This is a genomic window from Pseudarthrobacter sp. MOO13 (genome assembly GCF_058267655.1).
Window position 1 is genome coordinate 3,526,156 of the sequence record NZ_CM177848.1, and the last position, 20,754, is coordinate 3,546,909.

Below are 20,754 nucleotides of genomic sequence, written 5' to 3' on the forward strand. Positions count from 1 at the left end.
GCGCGGCCCTGCCATACGATGAACGTGACTGTGGACGACTGGACACCGCAAAGGACACCCATGACGCACCGGCTTGCCATCCTTGATGACTACCAGGACGTGGCCCACGGCTTCGCCGACTTCGCGGCCCTGGAGGCTGCGGGCGTCACCATCACCTCGTACCGGGAACCCTTCGCCTCCCGCGACGCCCTGGTCTCGGCGTTGGCAGGCACCACCATGGTGATCGCCATGCGCGAGCGGACCGCGTTCCCGCGTGAGGTGTTTGAGCAACTTCCCGCCCTGCAGCTGCTGGTGACCACCGGCATGGCCAACGCCTCGATCGACGTCGCGGCGGCGGCCGAGCACGGAGTTACCGTGTGCGGCACGCCCGGCTCACCCACTGCCGCCCCGGAGCTGACCTGGGCCTTGCTGCTGGCCATCGCACGGCATCTGCCGGCCGAGGACCACTCGCTGCGCGCCGGCGGCTGGCAGTCCACGGTGGGCTTCGAGCTGGCAGGGAAGACCCTTGGCATCGTGGGGCTGGGCAAGATCGGCCGCCGGGTAGCGGCGTACGGCCGGGCCTTCGGGATGGACGTGGTGGCGTGGAGCCCGAACCTGACGGCGGAGGCCGCGGCCGACGCCGGCGCGCGCCTGGTCTCGAAGGCTGAACTGTTCACCCTCGCCGATGTCGCAACCCTCCACCTGCGGCTCTCCCCGCGCTCCGAAAACATCGTGGGCGAGGAAGAACTGCGGCTGCTCGGCCCCGAAGGCATCCTCGTGAACACGGCGCGGGGGCCCTTGGTTGACCAGGACGCACTCCTCAGGGCCCTGGCCGAGGGCTGGATCCGCGGCGCGGCCCTGGACGTCTTCGACCAGGAACCGCTGCCGGCCGGGCACCCGCTCCTGGCCGCCCCCAACACGGTACTCTCGCCCCACCTGGGCTACGTCACGCAGGAAAGCTACCGGCAGTTCTACGGCGGAGCCGTGGAGGACATCACCGCCTGGCTGGCCGGCTCCCCCATCCGCACCATCACCGACTGAGCCGGAAGGCGCCCATGACCCACAGCATCCGCAGGGCAACGGCGGACGACGCCGGCCCGCTGGCCGAGCTGGCAGCCGTCACCTTTCCGCTTGCCTGCCCGCCGTCGTCGTCACCATCCGACATCGCCGCGCACCTGGCCAACACGCTCAGCGAAGCACACTTCACGCGCTACCTCGCTGACCCGGACATCACCATCCTGGTCATCGATGCCGACGGCCCGCTCACCGGCTACAGCCTGCTGGTGGACCGGCCCGCCACGGACCCGGACGTTTCCTCCGCGCTGACGCTGGTCCCGTCCGTGGAGATCAGCAAGTGCTACGTCCACCCTGACTACCACGGGTTGGGCGCCGCCGCCGAGCTCATGCACGCCAGCCTTGAGGCAGCCGCCGCAACCGGTGCGGCGGGCGCCTGGCTGGGCGTCAACAGCCAGAACGCCCGGGCCATCCGCTTCTATGGGAAGTCGGGTTTCCGCAAGGTGGGAACCAAGTCCTTCCGGCTGGGCAGCACGGTGGAACACGACTTCGTGCTGGAACGCCCCCTCCCTTAGGGGAGCCTGCGGGCGCCAAGGCCCGCCGCCGCCGCTTCCAACGGGTAGGCCAGCGGCGGCCGGGGCTCGGCCAGCAGCTTCAGTCCCGGCGGAAGGCCTTCAATGGTGCCGGTGGTTCCGGTGGCTTTGATGGTCACCCGGCTTCCGTCCAGCAGGACATTTTCGGCCCGGAAGGTGCCCACCGTCTCCGGCAGGATCGGTGCCAGGTGCACCACCCCGCGGGTGAAGACGGGGTCGAACCGCAACAGGATCCGTGCCAGTTGCACGGGCGCCGCCGCGGCCCAGGCCTGCGGCGAGCACGCGGTGGGATACGGAACCGGACCAGGGTATTCGCCACGGTCGAACCCGCAGAACAGCTCCGGCAGCCGCCCGTCGAAATGCCGGGCGGCGTCGAGGATCCCGGAGGCCACCCGCTTGGCCTCGTCCACGAACCCGTAGCGCATCAGCCCGGTGGCCACCAGTGCCGTGTCGTGGGGCCACACCGAGCCGTTGTGGTAGCTGACCGGGTTGTAGGCGCCCATGTCGGACGCCAGCGTGCGGATGCCCCAGCCGGTGAACATCTGCGGGGACATCAGGTTCTCCATGACGGACACGGCTTTGTCTTCGTCCACGACGCCCGTCCAGAGGCAGTGGCCGATGTTCGAGGTCAGCGCATCGACGGGCCGTTTGTCCTTGTCCAGCGCCACCGCGTAGTAGCCCTTGTCCGGCAGCCAGAACTTCTTGTTGAACTCCTCTTTGAAGGCGGCTGCCTTGTCTGCCCAGTGCTTTTCGAGGGCGGAATCGCCGCTCCAGTGGGCCAGCAGGGACCTGCCAAGGTACGCGGAGTAGACATACGCCTGGACTTCACAGAGGGCGATCGGGGCTTCGGCGATGGTTCCGTCGGCGAAATTGATCCCGTCCCAGGAGTCCTTCCAGCCTTGGTTCACCAGGCCGTGGTCGTTGGGCCGGAGGTATTCCACGAAACCGTCGCCGTCCCGGTCGCCGTATTTTTCGATCCATTCCAGCGCCCGGTCGGCGTGTGGCAGCAGGGGCTGGATCGCGTCCCGGGAAAGGCCCCACCGGCTTAGCTCCCCCAGGGTGGAGACGAAAAGGGGGGTGGCGTCGGCGGTGCCGTAGTACGCCGTCCCTCCCAGGGACAGGCCGGCAGTGACGCCGAGCCGGACCTCATGCGGGATGCGGCCAGGTTCCTCCTCGGAATCCACGTCCACTTTCTTACCCTGGATCCCGGCCAAGGTTTGGAGCGTGCCCAAGGCGAGGTTGGGGTTGACCATCAGGCTCATGTAGGAGGTCAGCAGCGAATCCCGGCCGAACAGGGCCATGAACCAGGGCGCCCCGGCCGCCACCGCAGCCCGGTTGGGATGGTGGGCATCAAAGATGCGCAGGGCACCAAGGTCGCTCTGGCTCCGGTTGAGCACGTTCTGGAAGCTGGAGTCCTCGATGCTGATCCGCGGGACGCCTTCCTCCCAGTCCAAGTGCCGGCGAACCCCTTCCCGGTGGCGCGGAAGCCGCCCCTCCTTGAAGGGTTCCTCCGGCGCCTCACCGTTGACCAAGGGCACCACTATGACGCTGGTGCTCCATTTGCCCCGTGCCGGAACAGTGACATGGAACCGCAGCCCGTCCGTGCTGACCTCTGCCCCCCGTGCGCCGACGGCGGTCCCTCGTTGCTGGCCGTGCCGTGATGCTTCGATGACCAGCCTCCCGTCCGTGATGGCCCGGGTGGTATCGTCCAGGCCGCTGGTACGGCCGCCCTTTACTTCGAAGAGGTCTGCCTGGTCGGCGTCGACGAGCAGCTCGATCTCGCACTCCACCGGTTCGGCCGCATAGTTTTCAAGGGAAATATCGTCCTGCAGCCCCGGGCCGATGTGGCGGACCTGGCGGACCACCAGGGGGCTGTCAAACCTGCCGCCGGGCCATTTGGCGCGGCCCACGAACGTGGCCTCGAACGGTTGCGGGCGTTGGGCTGACAATGGTTCGCGCAATGCGCTGTTGATCCTGAGCATCCAGCGCGAGATGATCCGCGTGTCCTGGAAGAAGACTCCGTTGGTTCCGGCGTCAGGACTGATGTCGCCCGTGCCGGAGGAGATGCAGAACGACGATCCCTCCAAGACCGTGACCGATCCCGAATCGGATACTGCTGCCTCGTTGTCTTCGTTCCAGGCGGTCATGGAAAGGCTCCCTTCTCCGGCAGATGCCCCCTGGATCGGGAAGCATTCAGGCCCCCAATAAATTCTGGTGCACCCGGGGAACCTGCGGAACCCCTGAGGGCATCCTCCCTTCTATGAGTTCGGCGTAAAGCTCCAGGTGGTCGGCAACCATACGGGCGGCGCTGAAGCGTTCTTCCACGGCTTGCCGGCACACAGCCCTGTCCAGCCCGGCCGCGGCCGCCACAAAGCCGGCCAGTTCCTCGGTTTTTCCCAGGAATCCCGTCCGGCCGTGCTCGACAATTTCCGGAGCCGCTCCGATGAGCGTCCCAATCACCGGGGTGCCGGTAGCGAGCGCCTCGATCATCACCAGGCCGAACGGTTCGGACCACTGGATAGGGTTCAGGAACGCCGTTGCACCGCCAACCAACCGGTATTTGGCGGCATCGTCCACTTCCCCGACGAAGTCCTCGTTGGGGCCCAGGATTGGTTCAATGACTTCCCGGAAAAAGCGGACCTCCTCCGGTTCGCGCATCTTGACCGCAATTTTGAGGTGCATTCCAACCTGCCTGGCGATGGTGATGGCCTCAAGGAGTCCCTTGTCCGGACACGAGCGGCCAACGAAACACAGGTAGCCGCCGCTGCCGGTCCCCACGGGCACGGCGGAGAGGTCCATCCCGTGGTGGATGATCCGGGTGACGGGAACAGCGGGGGCGTGCGACGCCTGGTCCTTGGAGATGGCGATCACGGCACCACGCCGGGCAACGGCGCGGTAGATATCCGCCGCTTGGGCGTGGATGGGCCCGTGGATGGTGGTGGCCACCGGGACCCCGGCCGGCCGGTGCAGGTAGAGGGGCCCCGCCATGGTGTGGTCGTGGATGATGTCGACGTCCTGCAGTCCCTCGTAAGCCCTGACAACATGGCTGAGTTCGCTGATGCTGGTGCCGAGTCCTTCGTACTCGGCGGTCCGCATCCCCGGAACGAGCCTAACCGGGCACGTACTCTCGAGCGGTGCCGCGAGCAGGACCTCGTGCCCGGCGGCGGCGAAGCCCCGGGCAAGGGCGTCCACCACCCTTTCCGTGCCTCCGTAGGTTGCCGGCGGGACCGGGATCCACGGCCCTGAGACAAGTCCAATCCGCATTCCTGGCCTCCCAGGTTACAGGCCGGGCTCCCCAGCAGGCCGGGCTAAATTACACCGGATGCGCTCTTGCACCCGATGAGTCTTCGATTCCGAGGGCCGCTGCATGACCACCTGATCCGACTATTGCCCACGACGGCCGCTGCCACAAGACCCAATGTGGCGGATCTCATGGCAGGTGCCGGAATGGCGCCCCCTGCCGGCCGGTTATGCAGGCCATGAAGATTGAGATCTGGTCCGACGTCGCCTGCCCGTGGTGCTTCATCGGCAAACGCCGCTTTGAGGCCGCCCTGGCATCCTTCCCGCACCGTGATGCTGTTGATGTGGTGTGGCGGAGCTACCAGCTGGATCCCGGGCTGCCGGAGCACTTCGATGGCACCGAACTGGAATACCTGAGCAGCCGCAAGGGGATGCCGGCCCAGCAGGTCTCGCAGATGTTCGAGCACGTGGCACAGCAGGCCAAGGACGAGGGCCTCAACTACCGCTTCGACAAGGTGGTGGTGGCCAACAGTTTCACGGCCCACCGGCTGATCCACCTCGCTGCCGTCCACGGCAAGCAGGACGCCGCCAAGGAGCGCCTCCTCAGCGACCATTTCGAGCACGGCAAAGACATTGGCAGCCGGGAATACCTGGCAGGACTGGGCCGGGAGCTTGGCTTGCCGGAGGACGAGGTGGACGAACTGTTCACCACGGACAAGTACTCGGACGCGGTGCGGTCCGATTTCCAGGAAGGCCAGTCCCTGGGCATCAGTGGTGTCCCTTTCTTTGTCATTGACCGCAAGTTCGGCCTGTCCGGCGCCCAGCCGGCGGAAACGTTCACGCGCGCGCTCAACCAGGCGTGGCAGGAAGCCAACCCGTTGGTGTTGGTCGATTCCGCGGAGGCCGGGGCCTGCGGTCCGGATGGCTGCGCACTCTAGCGCCGTTTACTGACACATCGCGGTAAAGTGTCTGTATGCCCAGGATTTCAGCGGCCAGCAACGCCGAACAACGCGCTGATACGCAGCGCCGTATCCTCACAGCCTTCGGCGAACTCCTTTTCACCCACGGCCTTCCCGGGTTGACCATGACGGACGTGGCCCGGCACGCAGGCGTGGGCCGGACCGCCGTCTACAACTACTACGCGGACATCGAGGAACTGTTGATTTCCTACGCGCTGGAGGAGACGGAAAAGTTCCTCTCGGACCTGCGCGATTCACTGGGCCGCCTGGAGAACCCGGTGGAGCGGCTGGCCCTCTACGTCCGCGCCCAGGTGGTTGACCTCAGCCGCCGCCACCTCCCGCCCGGACCGGCCATGGGGGCTGTGCTGTCGCCGTCGTCCTTCGCGAAACTCTCCGACCACGTCAGCGAGCTCAGCACCCTGCTGCAGGGCATCCTGCGTGACGGCATGGAGCAGGGCTACCTGCCGGTGGCGGACGTGGGGCAACAGTCCCAGCTGATCCTGGGCACGCTGTCCTCCAGCGCCGCCAGGGGCAGCGACGAGCCTGCCGAACTGGAGGCGCGCGTGGCCCGGACGGTGCGGTTCATCCAGCTGGGGGCGGGAGCAAGGTTCGACGACGAAGGGCGGCCCCTGCGCGTGGCCGGCCTTCCGGCGGCGGCCGGCTAAGCGGCGGCCGGCTGAGCCGTGGTCAGCGCGCCGGCACGGCGGCCGGGGTTACCGGAAGCTTGTTGGCATCGGCAATGCGGCGGCTTTCCCTGGGGCAGCCCAGGGTCCCAGGGGTTTGGTCCACCACATCCGCCGGGACGAGCGCTGCGAAATCATGGGCCAGGATGACGTCCACGCTGGCGTCGGTCCTGCTGTCCTGGAAGTAGTCGGACCCCGGTACATTGCGCTGCACCGTGAAGGCGGCAGCCTGCCCGGCCGCGCCTGAGACCACTGCAGCAACGCCCCGGTAGCCGGCATTGACGTTCGACACATTGCCCACCGCGAACTTCCGCGCCAGGAATTCATCCGCCACGGAGCGGGCCAGGCCGGCCCGGGTGGTGGAGTTATAGACGTTCAGGCTGACCTTGTCGTTGGGCGTGTAGTCGAACACCGCAGTGGGGCATGAAGACACCGGCTTCTGGCTGGGCTCGGCCGTGGGAACCTTCAGCCGCCCGTTAATGATGGCGAGGGCAACGATGATGGCCGCGGCGATCATCCCAACCAGCAGGACCAGGACCACGCCGTGGAGCGCGCGGCGGCGGACCCGGGCCGTTTCGTCGGCGTCCTTGGCCGCTTCCATCGCTGCCCGCAGCTCAGCGCCGGACACCACACGGTGGCCGTGCAGGACGCTGGGGTCTTTCGGCCGGCGGCTAGCCATCGAGCACCAGGACCCGGGCGTGGATCGCCGTGCGCTGGTGCAGTGCCGTACGGACCGCGCGGTGCAGGCCGTCCTCCAGGTAAAGGGTTCCCTGGTATTGCACCACGTGCGGGAACAAGTCACCGAAGAATGTGGAATCTTCGGCCAGCAAGGCCTCCAGGTCCAGCGTGCGCTTGGTGGTCACCAGTTCGTCCAGCCGGACCGGCCGCGGCGGCAGCGACGCCCACTGCTTCGGGGTGCTGTAACCATGGTCGGGGTAAGGGCGGCCCTCGCCCACAGCTTTGAATATCACCATGCAACAGTAGGCACCGCGCCGCCCCAGCGAAAGCATCAGGGCGGACCGGCGCCAGGTTGTAGCCAAACAGTGACCATCCGTCACATCGCCCCGTTCCACGGCAACGGGCCGGTTCCTGCTGACAGAATGGAGCCATGACCGCATCCGACTCCCCCGCCATGCCCGAGCCAGGAACCCGCCTGCCATCCACGCCCCCGCTGGCGCTGCTGCTGGATGTGGACGGACCGGTGGCAAGCCCAGTGACCCGCGACGTGAAGCCGGACATCATCCTTGACCTGGTGGCACTCGCGGCAGCCGGAATCCCCGTCATCTTCAACACCGGCCGCTCGGACGCGTTCATCCGCGAACAGGTCATGGAACCCATGATCGCCGCCGGGATCCCGGCGGGAACGGTCATCCACGCCGTGTGCGAGAAGGGCGCCGTCTGGTTCAGCTACACCTCCGCCGGGCCGGGCCCCATCCACGTGGACCGGGAACTCGCCGTGCCCGCAGCGTACGGCGACGACATCCGGCGCCTGGCGGCGGAGGATTACGCCGCCCACATGTTCTTTGACGAAACCAAACGCGCCATGGTCTCGGTGGAGCAGCACATCGACGTGCCCAGCGCCGAGTATCTGGCCGAGCAAAAGCTGTTCGACGCTGACGCCATGGAGCTCATGGGCAGGCACGGCCTGGGCGTTGTGCGGCTGGACCACCATGCGCCCAATTCCGACGACGCAGTGGATTACCGGGTGGATCCCACCATCATCTCCACCGATATCGAGTCCGTGCGGCTGGGCAAGGACCTCGGCGCCAGCCGCGCGGTGGAACTGCTGGCTGCCCAGGGCATCACGCCCCAGGCTTGGCGGACGGTGGGCGATTCCCGGACCGACTACGCGATGGCCGACTGGCTGCACCACAACGACCACCCGGTCAAGCACGTCGACGTCCGGCCCGCGGACGGCGTGCCCGGCAAACCGTATCCGATCCTCACGGCAGCGGACCTGGGACTGGACAGCACGGTGATCCACGACGACGCCGGCGGCGCTTTCCTGCGCGCCTGGCGGGAGGCGCTGGGCGCCTGAGCCCCTGCCGCCGCGGCCCGAAACCTGCTGTTACCACGGCAGGACTATCATGCAGGTAAGAAAGCTTACTTCGACCACCACGGAGACAACCATTACAGAAGCACCGGTCCAGGACGAGGTCTACTACGGCGGCCAGGCGTCCGTGGAGGAACAATTTCACGCGGAGATCACGTCGGCGGCGGCGGAACAACGGCTCAGGCACCGCCCCGATGTCATCCGGCACAAGGGCCGCTACGCCCTGATCAACGACACCAGGACCCCCTACCAGGCCATGGTGGAAGATTTGCTGTTCCTGCGGAACGTCCTGGCAAACGCGGGCCTGGCCTACCTCCTGGTCCGCGGCAACAACGACCGCCCCGTGGTGGCGCTGGACTGGAAGAGCCGGAAGAAACTCCGCGCCGCCCTGGTGGAGGCGTGCAGGGACGAGCCCTTCTACTCCATGACCGTGGACGCCAAGAAGAAGACCTCCGTCCTGGTGGCGGACGGCGAACTGTCCTCCAACCGGCAGGCACGGATCTTCCGCCTGTACCGGCCGCGGGTGGAGCCGGTGGGCGGATTCGAATTCGGCGCCTCCGCCGGCGTCCAGATCGAGCTGTGGTCCTTCGAAGGCGAAGAACTGATCCTCCCCATCGAGAACTCCCTGACCCGCAGGACCATGCTGCGGCAGGACGCCGTCCGCGGCACGGTGGAACGCTACGGCCACACCTGGCCCACCATCGAGAACATGTTCGCCGACCACGCCAGCGACATCAGCTTCGACATCGACCTGGTCTTTTCCTGGGTGGACGGAAGCTCTCCGGAATACATCGCGGCCCGCCGCGCGCAGCAGCAGGGCGTGGTCCTGGGCGAGGGCGACGACCATGAGGCCCGGTTCCGGCAGATCAACGAGCTCAAGTACGCGCTGCGCTCCGTGTACATGTTCGCCCCATGGATCCGCCGCATCTTCATCGCCACGGACTCCCCCGCTCCGGCCTGGCTGGCAGAGCACCCGTCCGTCACGATCGTCCGCAGCGAAGAGTTCTTTGCAGATCCCTCGGTGCTGCCCACGCACAATTCCCAGGCGGTCGAGTGCCAACTGCACCACATCGAAGGGTTGTCCGAACACTTCCTCTACTCCAATGACGACATGTTCTTTGGCCGGCCCGTAGGCCCGGACATGTTCTTCACACCCGGCGGCATCACCAAGTTCATTGAGGCAGAAACCAGGATCGGCCTGGGCGAGAACGCTGCCGAGCGCAGCGGGTTTGAGAACGCCGCCCGGGTCAACCGCAAGCTTCTCTGGAACCGGTTCGGGCGGATCACCACCCGGCACCTGGAACACACTGCAGCTCCGCTGCGGCGCAGCCTCGTGGCCCAGATGGAGGAAGAATTCCCGGAAGAATTCCGGAAGACGGCGGCCAGCAGGTTCCGGGCAGCGGACAACATCTCCGTCACGAACTCGTTCTACCACTACTACGCCCTGCTGACAGGCCGAGCGGTCACGCAGACGGCCGCGAAGGTGCGCTACGTGGACACCACCATGCGGGCCGGGATCAACTACCTGCCCAAGCTGCTCGCCAAGCGGAACATGGACTTCTTCTGCCTGAACGACGGCAGTTTCCCCGAAGTCAGTGCCGACGAACGCGCAGAAGCCGTGACCGACTTCCTGGAAAAGTACTTCCCCATCAAGGCTCCCTGGGAAAAGTGAAGTCCGGGCACGGGTGCCCGGACTTACCGGCGGCCGGCTCCGGAACCCGGCGCGCCTACTTGCTGCTGGCCACGCCCTGTTTGGTGCTGCGGCGCTGCTTGGCGGTTTCCGGAATCCGGACTCCGGCAGCTGCCAGGCGCCGGGCGGTTTCCTCGGGCGAGACGTATTCACCCACGGTGGCCGCGCGGCCCATTGGCACCACCGAGTGCACGATTGTGTGCTCGTATACGTGCACCAGGTTGAAGGCCTGTCCGCCGTCCTGCCCGCGGGTGCCTCCCACCGGAACGTTGAGGTCCTGCGTATAGCAGGATGCTGACGCGACCGAGACCGGAACACCGGCGAAGCTGGCCGTGGTGGAGTAGTGCAGGTGGCCGGCCAGGATGGTGCGGACGTCAGAGTTGCGGACCACCGCCGCCAGGGAGGCTTGGTCGCGCAGCTCCACCAGCACCGAAAGATCGAGTACCGACGGGACCGGCGGGTGGTGGAGTGCAAGGATGGTGCCGTCCGGGGCCGGCGTTTCGAGTTGCTGCGCCAGCCACTCCAGCTGTGCTGTGCTCAGCTCCCCGTGGTGGAATCCAGGGACGGTGGTGTCCAAGGTAATGACTCTCAACCCATTGATGAAGTAGCTGTGGTCCACCGGCTCATCGGTGCCTGGCTGGTCCAGCAGGCCCCGGCGGAAGTTCGCACGGTCGTCATGGTTACCCATGGCCCAGATCACCTTGGCGCCAAGTTCCTCGCATGCAGGGTCAACGATGGCCCGCAGTTTCACATAGGCTTCGGGATCACCCTTGTCTGCGAGGTCGCCCGTGAAAATCACAGCCTCCGGCCGTGCACCGGACGCCTTGACTTCCTCGAAAAGCTGGATGAGGCGTGCTTCGCTGTCGACGGTTCCGTAGAGGGGTTCTGGACCTCCCAACAGGTGGGGATCGCTCAAGTGGAGTAGGAAGTGGCGTGGCCGGGGATGTTCGGCCTCGATGTGCTCCATTGCTACCTCTATGGTCGGTGGGAAGCCGTTCTTCCCTTGTACCCTTCAGTAATATTTATCCAATCAGACATTTGGCAAACTTGGGGTGAATCGCCGTAGCTGATGTGGAAAAAATCAAAAGAACTGCGCTTCTGCAGACTTAATTCGGCCTGCCCGGCGGATCAGCCCAGCGCCTCCTCGATCGCTTCGATGACCTTAGGCGCGTCCGGCTCCACGGTGGGGCCGAACCTGGCCGCCACTGTCCCGTCACGGCCCACCAGGAATTTTTCGAAATTCCACTTCACCGCTCCCGGCAGCAAACCGGTGCGGAACTTGGTCAGCTCGGAATACAGCAGGTGCTGGTTCCGGCCCCGGACGTCCGCCTTGGCTGTCAGCGGGAACGTCACGCCGAAGTTGCGCTCGCAGAATTCCGCGATTTCGCTGTCGGTGCCGGGCTCCTGGCCGGCGAACTGGTTGCACGGGACACCGAGGACCTCAAAGCCGCGGTCACGGAATTTTCCGTAGAGTGCCTCGAGGCCGGCGTACTGGGGCGTGAAGCCGCAGTTGGAGGCGACATTGACCACCAGCACCACTTTTCCCTTGAACTGGCCGAAGTTCGTCCTGGTGCCATCGTTGAGGAGCAACGGGATCGGGTACAGGGGCGCCGGGCGCTGTGTTTGCGAAAGGAAGCTCATAAGGGCAATTCGTTGCCGTCGACTCCGTGTACGGGTCCGGCGTTGAAGAATTTTCCCGTCTAGGACGTCGTCGGGACCGGCGTGGGCTCCAGCGTTGTCGGGGCGGGTGCCGGCGCCACCGTCGTCTCAGGCGCCGTCGGGGCAGGTGGGGGCGCCACCGTCGTCGCAGGCGCCGTCGGGGCAGGAGCCGGCTCCACCGGTGCGGGTGCGGGTGCAGGCGTCGGCTCCGTGGCCGTCGGCGTCGGGGTCGGCTCACTCGGCATCGGCGTCGGCGTCGCGGCAGGTTCGGGACTCGGCGTCAGTTCACTCGGCGTCGGGCTCGGGTCCGGAGGCGCGGGTGTCGGCGTCGGGCTCGGATCCGTGGGCGTGGGCGTCAGCGTCGGGCTCGGATCCGTGGGCGTGGGCGTCGGCGTCGGCGTTGGTGTCGGCTCACTGGGAGACGGGGACGGCGACGCCGTCGGGTTGCCGGCTGTCGGATCGGACGACGGCGGCGGGGCACTGGGCGAAGGCTGGGCAGACGCCGTTGGGGCCGGCGTCGTCAACTGCCCGTTGGACATTGGAAAGAAGGTACCGGACGGCGCCGGGCCAGGCAGCAGCGGCGCCGGACCAGGCGATGCCTCCAGCCCGGCGGACGGGGACGATCCCCGGTCCACGTGGAGCGGGATGGTCCAGCTGACCCTCCCGTCGGACAAGCCAGGCCCGGGGCCGTAGGAAACCATGCCGGCCGGGAGTGATTGGCCGACGGCGCGCAGCTGGAGGAAGCTCCAATTCAAGGGATTGGTGTAGCGGCCGTTCTGGATGGTCTCAAAGTGCAGATGGCAGCCCGTTGACCAGCCCGTGGTTCCCACCCGGGCGATAACCTGGCCCACCTGGACCCGGTCGCCGGTATGGACGCCAATCGACTCAAGGTGGTTGTACGTGGTGATAAGGCCGTCACCGTGGTCGATCTCCACCCGGTTGCCTCCGCCCCAAGGATGCCATCCGGCCGCCCGGACCACCCCGGTGTCGGCCGCATAGACGGGGGTGCCGCAAGCGGCCGCGTAGTCCTGGCCAAGGTGGAAGTCTCCTGATGTCCCGCTGAGGGGACTCACCCGGAAACCGAAGGGCGAGCTCGGGTCGAGCGACTGGAGCGGCGCCATGAGGAAGCCTGCCGGTGGTCGGCCCGCACCGGCCGGGCCGACCACCAGTCCCGCCGACGGGTCCTGGAAACCGCCCAGCGCTGCATGCGGGAAAGCCAAAGTGACATTAGGATCCGAGGCGACGGCCGGCGGAAGGGAACCGGCACCAACCTGGTCCGAGGCCGGCGGCCCGGTATTGCCGTCCACCCCCCGGGTGTCCGTACCCGCGACCGCCCCGGCCGACGCCACGTCACCGGCAGTCCGGGCCCGGTCGAGCGCCCCTGCCAACCGGACGGGTCCTGCGGGGCCGCCGGAAAGATTGACTGCACAAGCGGCAGCCGCGACCATACCGGCGGCGGCCACGGCACGGACCAGGTGGGGAAATGTCCGCTGGGCCGGTTTGCCGTTACCGGGCACCCAATAATTGCCCATTGATTGACTCCAGGACGGGGGTTGCCGCGCGTTGTCTCGACGGTACGTCCCATGGGACCACAGGTCCGCCCGCCGGGGAACCCTGGAGCAGCACAATGCGGGTTTTTTGTGGGCGTTGGGTGCAGGGACGCGCCAGCCGGCCAAGCCGCCGACTGACGCACAGGCCGAAATGGGCAAGAATGGCTCATGCGCAATTTCGTTCGTACCTGGCGGGACGAAATCAAGAAGACTTTCTCCGGGAACGCCGATGCACCACCGGAGTGGTCGCTGCGGCTCGCGGAGGGCGACGATGCCGGCTACCACCTGCCAGGGTCGGCGGTGTGGGCGGTCCACGGCTCCATGTCCCCGATCGTGGGCGGAATCCGGACACTGCTGATGCAGTCGCTGCATCCCGGTGCCCTGGCGGGCGTGCATGAACACTCCAACTTCCGCGAGGATCCCCTCCGACGGCTGGCCAATACCATCCGTTGGATTTTCACGGTGACCTACGGTTCCACTGCCGCCGCGGAGGAGGCCTCACGGCGCGTGCGCCGGCTCCATGAACCGGTGCAAGGCAGCTACCAGGACAATGCCGGCACCGAACGCGCCTACAGCGCCAACGATCCCGGGCTGGCGGCCTGGATCCACATCGCCTTCACGGACGGATTCCTGGCCGCCCACCGGATCTGGGGCGGACCGATCCCCGGCGGAGAAGATGCCTATGTCCGCGAGTGGGCCCAGGCCGGGCGGCTCATGGGCGTGGAGGACCCGCCAGTCACCCGGGCACAGATGCGGAGCCAGCTGGACGCCTGGTACGAGCAGGGCGAACTGCGGGCTGACGGCAGGGTCAGGGAAACGGTGGAGTTCATCCGCAACGCACCCCTGCATCCACTGCTGAGGCCGGGTTACCGCATATTGTTCGCGGCCGCCGTTTACAGCCTGGAACCCCGGTACCGCCGGATGCTGGGCCTCTCCGTCCCACGGCTGGGCCCCTTCCCGATTCCGGTGCGGCTGGCCACAAAGCTGGTGCTCGGCGTCGTACATCTCGCCCTGGGCGGCATCCGCAGGCGCAAGGGTCCCAGCGAAGCAGCAGCCCGGGAACGGCTGCGGCGCCTGGGCGAACCCGCCGCTGACCTGGCCTGAGAAACTGCCCCGCTGTCCCGTTGGGAAGGCCTGGATGGTTATACGAAAGAACCCGGCCCCGGCAGCTGCCGGGACCGGGTTCCAACCGGCGGAGAATGGGGGATTTGAACCCCCGAGGGCGTTAACCCAACACGCGTTCCAGGCGTGCGCCATAGGCCGCTAGGCGAATTCTCCAACTGCTTCTGAATCAAAAGCAGGTACCAGATTACCTGAACTTTTCCGCATCGCCCAATTGGCCCGCGCAGGGCCCGTTTTCGAACGCGCCCGGCAAGACCTTCAGGTCCCGCCAGGCTGCGTCCCTGACCCGGCAATGGACGCCCCCAATGCGCCCATTCCCTGTTGCTGCACCGTTGAGCTGCCGGGTCCGGTTCGTTCAACCAGGCCACGCAGCTCACAATCTTGAGATTGCCCCAATCGGTGTATATACAAATGATCGTGGCTGCCCCGGGGATAAGCAATGGAAATCCGCGACGTGACCGGCGTTTCCTGCCTCGCGCCACCTCCGTCACCGCGGCAGCCGGCCGATTCGAGTCGCGCCCCATGTTCAGGTAAAGTGTTTGACGGCCCCTCATGTGGCGTCATCCTGTTGAACTCCCCCAGGACCGGAAGGTAGCAAGGGTAAATGGGCTCTGGCGGGTGCATGGGGGGTCTTTACTATTCCCCCACAGGGCGGCAGGATGTCAGCCCGGATTGGTAGGGTTTTCTCTGTGACAGTTACCACCGCCCTGTACCGCAGATACCGTCCCGACTCGTTCGCTGACGTTATCGGGCAGGAGCATGTCACCGAACCGTTGATGACGGCTTTGCGCAAGAACCGTGTCAACCACGCCTACCTTTTCTCCGGCCCCAGGGGCTGCGGCAAAACCACCTCCGCCCGCATCCTGGCGCGCTGCCTCAACTGTGCCCAAGGCCCCACTGACACCCCGTGCGGAACCTGCCCCAGCTGTGTGGAACTGGCCCGTGGCGGCTCGGGTTCCCTCGACGTCATCGAGATCGACGCCGCGAGCCATGGCGGCGTGGACGATGCCCGGGACCTCCGTGAGCGCGCCACCTACGCCCCGGTCCGGGACCGCTACAAGATCTTCATCATCGACGAAGCCCACATGGTCACCTCGGCCGGGTTCAACGCCCTCCTGAAGATCGTCGAAGAGCCGCCGGAACACATCAAGTTCATCTTTGCCACCACGGAGCCGGACAAGGTCATCGGCACCATCCGCTCCCGGACCCACCACTACCCGTTCCGGCTGGTACCGCCCGAGCCGCTGATGGCTTACCTTGAGCTGCTGTGCCGCCAGGAGAATGTTCCGGTGGCTCCCGGCGTGCTGTCCCTGGTCATCCGGGCCGGCGGCGGATCCGTCCGCGACTCCCTGTCCGTCCTGGACCAGCTCATGGCAGGCGCCGGACCCAACGGGCTGGACTACGAGCTCGCCGTCGCACTCCTCGGCTACACCCACGCCTCACTGCTGGACGACGTCGTGGAGGCCGTGGCCGCATCTGACGCCGCAACGGTCTTCCGGGCCGTAGACCGGGTCATCCAAACGGGCCATGATCCCCGGCGGTTCGTGGAAGACCTGCTGGAACGCTTCCGCGACCTCATCATCGTCCAGGCCATGCCGGAAAGCGCGCACGCCATCCTGCGGGGCATGCCGGCGGACCAGATCGCACGGCTTCAGAACCAGGCGCACAACCTTGGCGCCGCAGAGCTGTCGCGGGCTGCGGACGTTACCAACACGGCCCTGACCGAGATGACAGGAGCCACGTCGCCGCGGCTGCACCTTGAACTCCTGTGCGCCCGGATCCTCCTGCCCAGCTCCGAGCAGAACGAACGCGGCATGGCCGCACGGATCGACCGGGTGGAGCGGCGGCTCAACTACGCCGGGAACGACGTCGGCGCTGCCGCAACGGCCCCGCCAACAGCCGCGCCGGCGCCTTCAGCGCCCGCACCGGCTGCCTCCGTCCCGGCACCAGCGGCACCCGTTCCGGCACCAGCCACCCCAGCCCAGCCGCAGGTGCCCGCCGGCCCGGCGTCACCCAGCCAACACCCTGCCGAAGAAGCCGCCCGGCCCGTTCCCCACCCCGGCCGGGATGCGGCGGACCAGCCATCGAATGCTTCGCCGGCGCCCGCCGTCCGCCCACAGGAAACCGAACAGGCCGCTCCCGCCCAGGCCGCATTGGCCACCCCTGCGGCGCCTGCTCCTTCCGCGGGACCGGCATCCCCTGCAGGTCCCGCTTCCGGGACCAGCCATGGCGCGCCCGCTCAGGATGCCCGCAACCCCCTCACTCCCCCACGCGTAAGCACCAGCGACTGGCCTGTGGAGGAGCCGGCCCGCGGCCGCCAACCCCAGGCGCCCGCTGCGGCAGCAGCCCCCGAGGCAACGCCTCCGGCGCCACAGGAGCAACCTGCACGGTCCGCCCCGGCAGCTCCCCCGGCAATGGGTGACGTTGAAGTCCTCCGCAGGGCCTGGCCTGATGTCCTGCAGACCCTTTCGAAGATCAAGCGCAGCACCTGGGCCTTGGTGGAACCGAATGCACAGGTCAGCGCCTTCGACGGCAGCGTCCTGACCCTCTCCTTCACCACGCCCGGACTCGCCGGAGCCTTCGGCCGGGCGGACCACTCCGACAATTTGCGCCAGGCCATCCACAAGACGGTTGGCATGGACCTGCAAATCCACGCGCTTGCCGGCGGCGCCAGCCAGGCGAGCTCTGAGCCAAACCCAAAAGTTCCGGCCAGTCCGGTGGTTCCGGCCACGTCAGCTGACGTTGCCTGGGGACTTGCCCCGGCCCCCGCCACATCATCGGCTGCCACGGCGGACAATGCTGCCGCAGCCACGCCGGCTGCAGCACCAGTACCTGCACCTGCCGCATCGCCGGCACCGGCCGTAACCCCAGTGACTGCACCTGCCTCCGCGCCAGCCCAGGCTGCGTCGTCGCCGGCATCCGCCGCAGCCGCTCCGTCCGCTGGGGACAACCAGCGCCGGGAGCCTGCCCAGCCGGCATCTGAAGGCACCGGAGGCCCGGGCAAGGCATCCGGCCCCGCAGTGTCGCAGTCCCCCTACCCCTCCGCCGCCGGAGACTACTCCTATTCGGACGACGACTGGGGCCCGCCCCGGGACGAGGACGCTCCGCCGCTGGATGAAGAGCCCCCCATGGACTGGGAACCTTCGGCCCCTGCTTCCGGCACCACCGCAACGCCTGCCTCCACCGCCGGCACGGACCGGCCCGCTGGCAGCAACCGCACAGAAGCCGCGCCTAAGGCGGGACCCGCTACCGCCCCTTCCGCCAATACCGGTAACGGAGAGGCCCCGCCTGCGGTAGCCGCCCACGACCCATGGGCCCGGGCCGTCGAACAGGCCCCCGGTGTCTGGGTGGTTGGGGACAAGAGCAACGTGGGTGTGCCGCCTGTCAGTGCTTCCGTGGACGAACCGGCGCCCCCGGCCCCTGCCCCGACCCCGCATTACGAACCGGCCACCGCACAGGTGCCGCCCGCTATCCCGGCCTCCGCGACCAGGGCCACGGCCGAGGCCGACCGGGGTGTGGGAGCGGTGAACGACAACAGTCGTGCGGACTCCGTCCGGGAAACGTACAAGCCGGCCCAGGCCATGCCTGCTCCGGAACCTGAACTTGCCATGGCATCAGCCGGGCCCGCCACGTCTGCCCCGTCGCGGCCACAGGCTCCGGCGGCAACGCCCTCCGCGGGACGGCCTGAAACGCGGCAAAGCCTCTACCAGCGGCTGTCCAACAGCCCGGAAGCCGAGGCCGGCCGTGCCAAAGCGCCCACCAGGGCCGCAACGGCCCCCAGCGCGTACGTCCAGGACATCCCGAGCGCCGACGACGAAACCATCGAGGAGTCCGGTGTCTTCGGACGCGCGGCGGTGGAGCGTATTCTGGGCGGAAAGCTGATCGAGGAACGGTCCAACGACGGCAGTCCCCTAGCGCCCCGGTACTGACCGGCCACAGCGCCACAAACCGTTGGTCCGCACCTGGTGACCTGCCCGCCATCCACATCGAACTAAAGAGGGAATTGTGTACGAAGGTGCTGTCCAGGAGCTGATTGACGAGCTCGGACGCCTTCCAGGGGTGGGACCCAAGTCGGCGCAACGGCTGGCGTTCCACATCCTCGAAGCCGATCCCCAGGACATGAAACGGCTGGTCGAGGCCATCACCACGGTCAAGGACAAGGTCAAGTTCTGCACTGTCTGCGGCAACGTCACCGAACAGGAACTCTGCAATATTTGCAGGGATCCGCGCAGGGACCCGGCCGTGATCTGCGTGGTGGAGGAGTCCAAGGACGTCCTTGCCGTGGAACGTACCCGGTCCTTCCGTGGCAGGTACCACGTACTTGGCGGTGCGATCAATCCCATTGCCGGCGTCGGGCCGGAGCAACTTCGCATCCGCGAACTGCTCACGCGGCTGAACGACGGCGCCATCCAGGAAGTCATCATCGCCACAGACCCCAACCTGGAGGGCGAGGCGACGGCGACCTACCTTGCCCGCATGCTTAAGACGATCGGTATCACGGTCACCCGGCTGGCGTCCGGCCTGCCGGTGGGGGGCGATCTCGAATACGCGGACGAAGTCACTTTGGGCCGCGCCTTCGAAGGCCGTCGAAACGCCCTGGCCTGAGGGGCTGCCCGCCGGCCGCAATACCGGGCCCGGCCGGATTTTCCTGCAGTCGGACGACAGCCAGCCTGTCCAGGCGTTGTCCGGCCGGGCTGCCGCCTGCACGCCAGTCCCGTCGTGGGCCGGTATGTGGTCATAATTCAACGTCCCTCCGGGCACGGCGATAAACTGTCGGAGGAAGTCGCGCCGCCAGGCTTCATGGCCTCCAAAACTCCAACTGATCCGATGAAGGTACGCGCATGAGTACGCCCACTACCGAACTGCACAACGCAACCCAGCCGCAGGTGGCGCCCGCCGCCGGCGCGGTGACCAAACAGCTCATCGTGCAGAAATTCGGCGGCTCCTCCGTGGCGGACGCCGAGGGAATCAAGCGCGTGGCCAAGCGCGTGGTCGATGCCCAGGATGCCGGCAACGAGGTGGTGGTTGTCGTCTCGGCAATGGGCGACACGACGGACGAACTCCTGGACCTCGCCGCGCAGGTGACAGATTCCGCTCCCGCCCGCGAAATGGACATGCTCCTGTCCGCCGGCGAGCGCATTTCCATGGCGCTGCTGGCCATGGCCATCAACAAGCTCGGCGCGTCCGCACAGTCCTTCACCGGGTCCCAGGCCGGCATGATTACCGATGGCATTCACGGCAAAGCCCGGATTATCGACGTCGACCCGCACCGCATCCGGACTGCGCTGGACAAGGGCAACATCGCCATCGTTGCCGGTTTCCAGGGCATGAGCCGGGCCACCAACGAAATCACCACCTTGGGCCGTGGCGGCTCGGACACAACGGCTGTGGCACTTGCCGCGGCGCTCGAAGCGGATGTGTGCGAAATCTACACCGACGTCGACGGCATCTACACGGCCGATCCGCGCGTTGTCCCCTCAGCCCAGAAGATCGACACCATATCCAGCGAGGAGATGCTGGAACTCGCCGCCTCGGGCGCGAAAATCCTGCACCTTCGCTGCGTGGAATATGCCCGCCGGTTCGGTGTGCCGCTACACGTCCGTTCCTCATTCAGCCAGCATGAAGGCACCTGGGTCATTCCCGGCGCCGACGACAAGATCACCACTCAAGAGGGAGTTGCCTTGGAGCAGCCAATCATCTCCGGCGTTGCGCACGACCGTTCCGAAGCGAAGGTCACCGTGGTCGGCGTTCCCGACATTCCGGGCAAGGCCGCTGCGATCTTCCAGGTCATCGCCGACGCCCACTCGAACATCGACATGATCGTCCAGAACGTTTCCACCCACGGCACGGGCAAGACGGACATCTCCTTCACCCTGCCGATCGTCGAGGGCGCCGATGCCCTGGCCGCCCTCCACGCAGCGCAGGACCAGATCGGCTTCGAGGCCATTGAATACAACGAGCAGATCGGCAAGCTCTCCCTGATCGGCGCCGGCATGCGGTCACAGCCCGGCGTTTCGGCCACGTTCTTTAAGGCCCTGTCCGATGCCGGCATCAACATCAACATGATCTCCACCTCTGAAATCCGCATCTCGGTGGTAACCCACGCTGACCTGCTGGACGAGGCCGTGCGCGTGATCCACCAGGCGTTCGGCCTGGACAGCGAAAGCGAAGCGACAGTTTACGGCGGCACCGGCCGCTGAGCAGGCACAGAA

The 20,754-nt window shown here is 66.9% G+C and carries 17 protein-coding genes, 1 tRNA gene, 1 other RNA gene and 1 pseudogene; 12 read left to right on the forward strand and 8 right to left on the reverse strand.

Features of this window, described 5'->3' with window-relative positions; all coding sequences use genetic code 11:
• Positions 1 to 60: 60 nt before the first annotated feature.
• Positions 61 to 1,020: a D-2-hydroxyacid dehydrogenase family protein gene (locus AC4EEO_RS16015; RefSeq protein WP_133831107.1), complete on the forward strand. Its 960-nt coding sequence runs from the start codon at positions 61 to 63 to the stop codon at positions 1,018 to 1,020.
• A gap of 14 nt (positions 1,021 to 1,034) precedes the next feature.
• Positions 1,035 to 1,568, forward strand: coding sequence for a GNAT family N-acetyltransferase (locus AC4EEO_RS16020; protein ID WP_491339265.1), 534 nt, complete (start codon positions 1,035 to 1,037; stop codon positions 1,566 to 1,568).
• Here the strand turns inward: AC4EEO_RS16020 and AC4EEO_RS16025 are convergent.
• Together AC4EEO_RS16025 and AC4EEO_RS16030 are read right to left on the reverse strand one after the other, a co-directional pair.
• The gene (locus AC4EEO_RS16025; RefSeq protein WP_491339266.1) at positions 1,565 to 3,733 is read right to left on the reverse strand and encodes an amylo-alpha-1,6-glucosidase; all 2,169 of its coding nucleotides are present in this window, start codon (positions 3,731 to 3,733) and stop codon (positions 1,565 to 1,567) included. The genes AC4EEO_RS16020 and AC4EEO_RS16025 overlap by 4 nt on opposite strands.
• A 46-nt stretch (positions 3,734 to 3,779) precedes the next feature.
• Positions 3,780 to 4,850 (reverse strand): glycosyltransferase family 4 protein, encoded by a 1,071-nt coding sequence (locus AC4EEO_RS16030; protein ID WP_491339267.1) that lies wholly within the window; start codon positions 4,848 to 4,850, stop codon positions 3,780 to 3,782.
• Positions 4,851 to 5,065: 215 nt separating this feature from the next.
• On the opposite strand from AC4EEO_RS16030, the gene AC4EEO_RS16035 reads away from it, so the two are divergent.
• Positions 5,066 to 5,764, forward strand: a complete 699-nt coding sequence (locus AC4EEO_RS16035) for a DsbA family oxidoreductase (protein ID WP_491339268.1) — start codon at positions 5,066 to 5,068, stop codon at positions 5,762 to 5,764.
• Between the two features lie 35 nt (positions 5,765 to 5,799).
• Complete coding sequence (locus tag AC4EEO_RS16040; protein ID WP_133831112.1) at positions 5,800 to 6,450, forward strand: TetR/AcrR family transcriptional regulator; 651 nt, start codon at positions 5,800 to 5,802, stop codon at positions 6,448 to 6,450.
• Positions 6,451 to 6,472: 22 nt separating this feature from the next.
• On the opposite strand, the gene AC4EEO_RS16045 is transcribed toward AC4EEO_RS16040, so the two are convergent.
• A complete protein-coding gene (locus AC4EEO_RS16045) occupies positions 6,473 to 7,147 on the reverse strand; it encodes a LytR C-terminal domain-containing protein (protein WP_491339269.1) in 675 nt (224 codons plus the stop codon).
• Positions 7,140 to 7,439 carry a type II toxin-antitoxin system VapB family antitoxin gene (locus AC4EEO_RS16050; RefSeq protein WP_026264985.1) on the reverse strand — a complete coding sequence of 100 codons (300 nt, stop codon included), beginning with the start codon at positions 7,437 to 7,439 and terminating at the stop codon, positions 7,140 to 7,142. The genes AC4EEO_RS16045 and AC4EEO_RS16050 overlap by 8 nt, the downstream gene beginning before the upstream one ends.
• Before the next feature lie 137 nt (positions 7,440 to 7,576).
• Between AC4EEO_RS16050 and AC4EEO_RS16055 the strand changes: the two genes are divergently transcribed.
• Entirely contained in the window at positions 7,577 to 8,506 is a 930-nt protein-coding gene (locus AC4EEO_RS16055; protein ID WP_491339270.1) for a hypothetical protein, read from the forward strand.
• A 49-nt stretch (positions 8,507 to 8,555) separates the two neighbouring features.
• Positions 8,556 to 10,193 (forward strand): stealth family protein, encoded by a 1,638-nt coding sequence (locus tag AC4EEO_RS16060; protein WP_018763164.1) that lies wholly within the window; start codon positions 8,556 to 8,558, stop codon positions 10,191 to 10,193.
• A gap of 55 nt (positions 10,194 to 10,248) precedes the next feature.
• Here the strand turns inward: AC4EEO_RS16060 and AC4EEO_RS16065 are convergent, their stop codons facing one another.
• Positions 10,249 to 11,178: a phosphodiesterase gene (locus AC4EEO_RS16065; RefSeq protein ID WP_109045878.1), complete on the reverse strand. Its 930-nt coding sequence runs from the start codon at positions 11,176 to 11,178 to the stop codon at positions 10,249 to 10,251.
• A gap of 161 nt (positions 11,179 to 11,339) precedes the next feature.
• Positions 11,340 to 11,852: a glutathione peroxidase gene (locus tag AC4EEO_RS16070; RefSeq protein ID WP_018763162.1), complete on the reverse strand. Its 513-nt coding sequence runs from the start codon at positions 11,850 to 11,852 to the stop codon at positions 11,340 to 11,342.
• 81 nt (positions 11,853 to 11,933) lie between these two features.
• Here AC4EEO_RS16070 and AC4EEO_RS16075 point away from each other — a divergent pair, with 81 nt between their 5' ends.
• The gene (locus AC4EEO_RS16075; RefSeq protein WP_491340454.1) at positions 11,934 to 12,563 is read left to right on the forward strand and encodes a hypothetical protein; all 630 of its coding nucleotides are present in this window, start codon (positions 11,934 to 11,936) and stop codon (positions 12,561 to 12,563) included.
• A gap of 74 nt (positions 12,564 to 12,637) precedes the next feature.
• Here AC4EEO_RS16075 and AC4EEO_RS16080 read toward each other — a convergent pair.
• Positions 12,638 to 13,402, reverse strand: a pseudogene (locus AC4EEO_RS16080) (M23 family metallopeptidase); the annotation flags it as partial.
• A 186-nt stretch (positions 13,403 to 13,588) separates the two neighbouring features.
• On the opposite strand from AC4EEO_RS16080, the gene AC4EEO_RS16085 reads away from it, so the two are divergent.
• Positions 13,589 to 14,524 (forward strand): oxygenase MpaB family protein, encoded by a 936-nt coding sequence (locus AC4EEO_RS16085; protein WP_491339271.1) that lies wholly within the window; start codon positions 13,589 to 13,591, stop codon positions 14,522 to 14,524.
• Between the two features lie 89 nt (positions 14,525 to 14,613).
• On the opposite strand, the gene AC4EEO_RS16090 is transcribed toward AC4EEO_RS16085, so the two are convergent.
• A tRNA-Ser gene (locus AC4EEO_RS16090) sits at positions 14,614 to 14,698 on the reverse strand.
• Positions 14,699 to 15,083: 385 nt separating this feature from the next.
• On the opposite strand from AC4EEO_RS16090, the gene ffs reads away from it, so the two are divergent.
• The 4 genes from ffs to AC4EEO_RS16110 all read left to right on the forward strand — a co-directional run bounded on the left by ffs (position 15,084) and on the right by AC4EEO_RS16110 (position 20,742).
• Positions 15,084 to 15,180: signal recognition particle sRNA small type (gene ffs, locus AC4EEO_RS16095), an RNA gene on the forward strand.
• Between the two features lie 21 nt (positions 15,181 to 15,201).
• The gene (locus AC4EEO_RS16100) at positions 15,202 to 18,471 is read left to right on the forward strand and encodes a DNA polymerase III subunit gamma and tau (protein WP_491339272.1); all 3,270 of its coding nucleotides are present in this window, start codon (positions 15,202 to 15,204) and stop codon (positions 18,469 to 18,471) included.
• Between the two features lie 76 nt (positions 18,472 to 18,547).
• The gene (gene recR, locus AC4EEO_RS16105) at positions 18,548 to 19,147 is read left to right on the forward strand and encodes a recombination mediator RecR (protein WP_018763158.1); all 600 of its coding nucleotides are present in this window, start codon (positions 18,548 to 18,550) and stop codon (positions 19,145 to 19,147) included.
• A 236-nt stretch (positions 19,148 to 19,383) separates the two neighbouring features.
• Positions 19,384 to 20,742 carry an aspartate kinase gene (locus AC4EEO_RS16110; RefSeq protein ID WP_491339273.1) on the forward strand — a complete coding sequence of 453 codons (1,359 nt, stop codon included), beginning with the start codon at positions 19,384 to 19,386 and terminating at the stop codon, positions 20,740 to 20,742.
• Positions 20,743 to 20,754 lie beyond the last annotated feature (12 nt).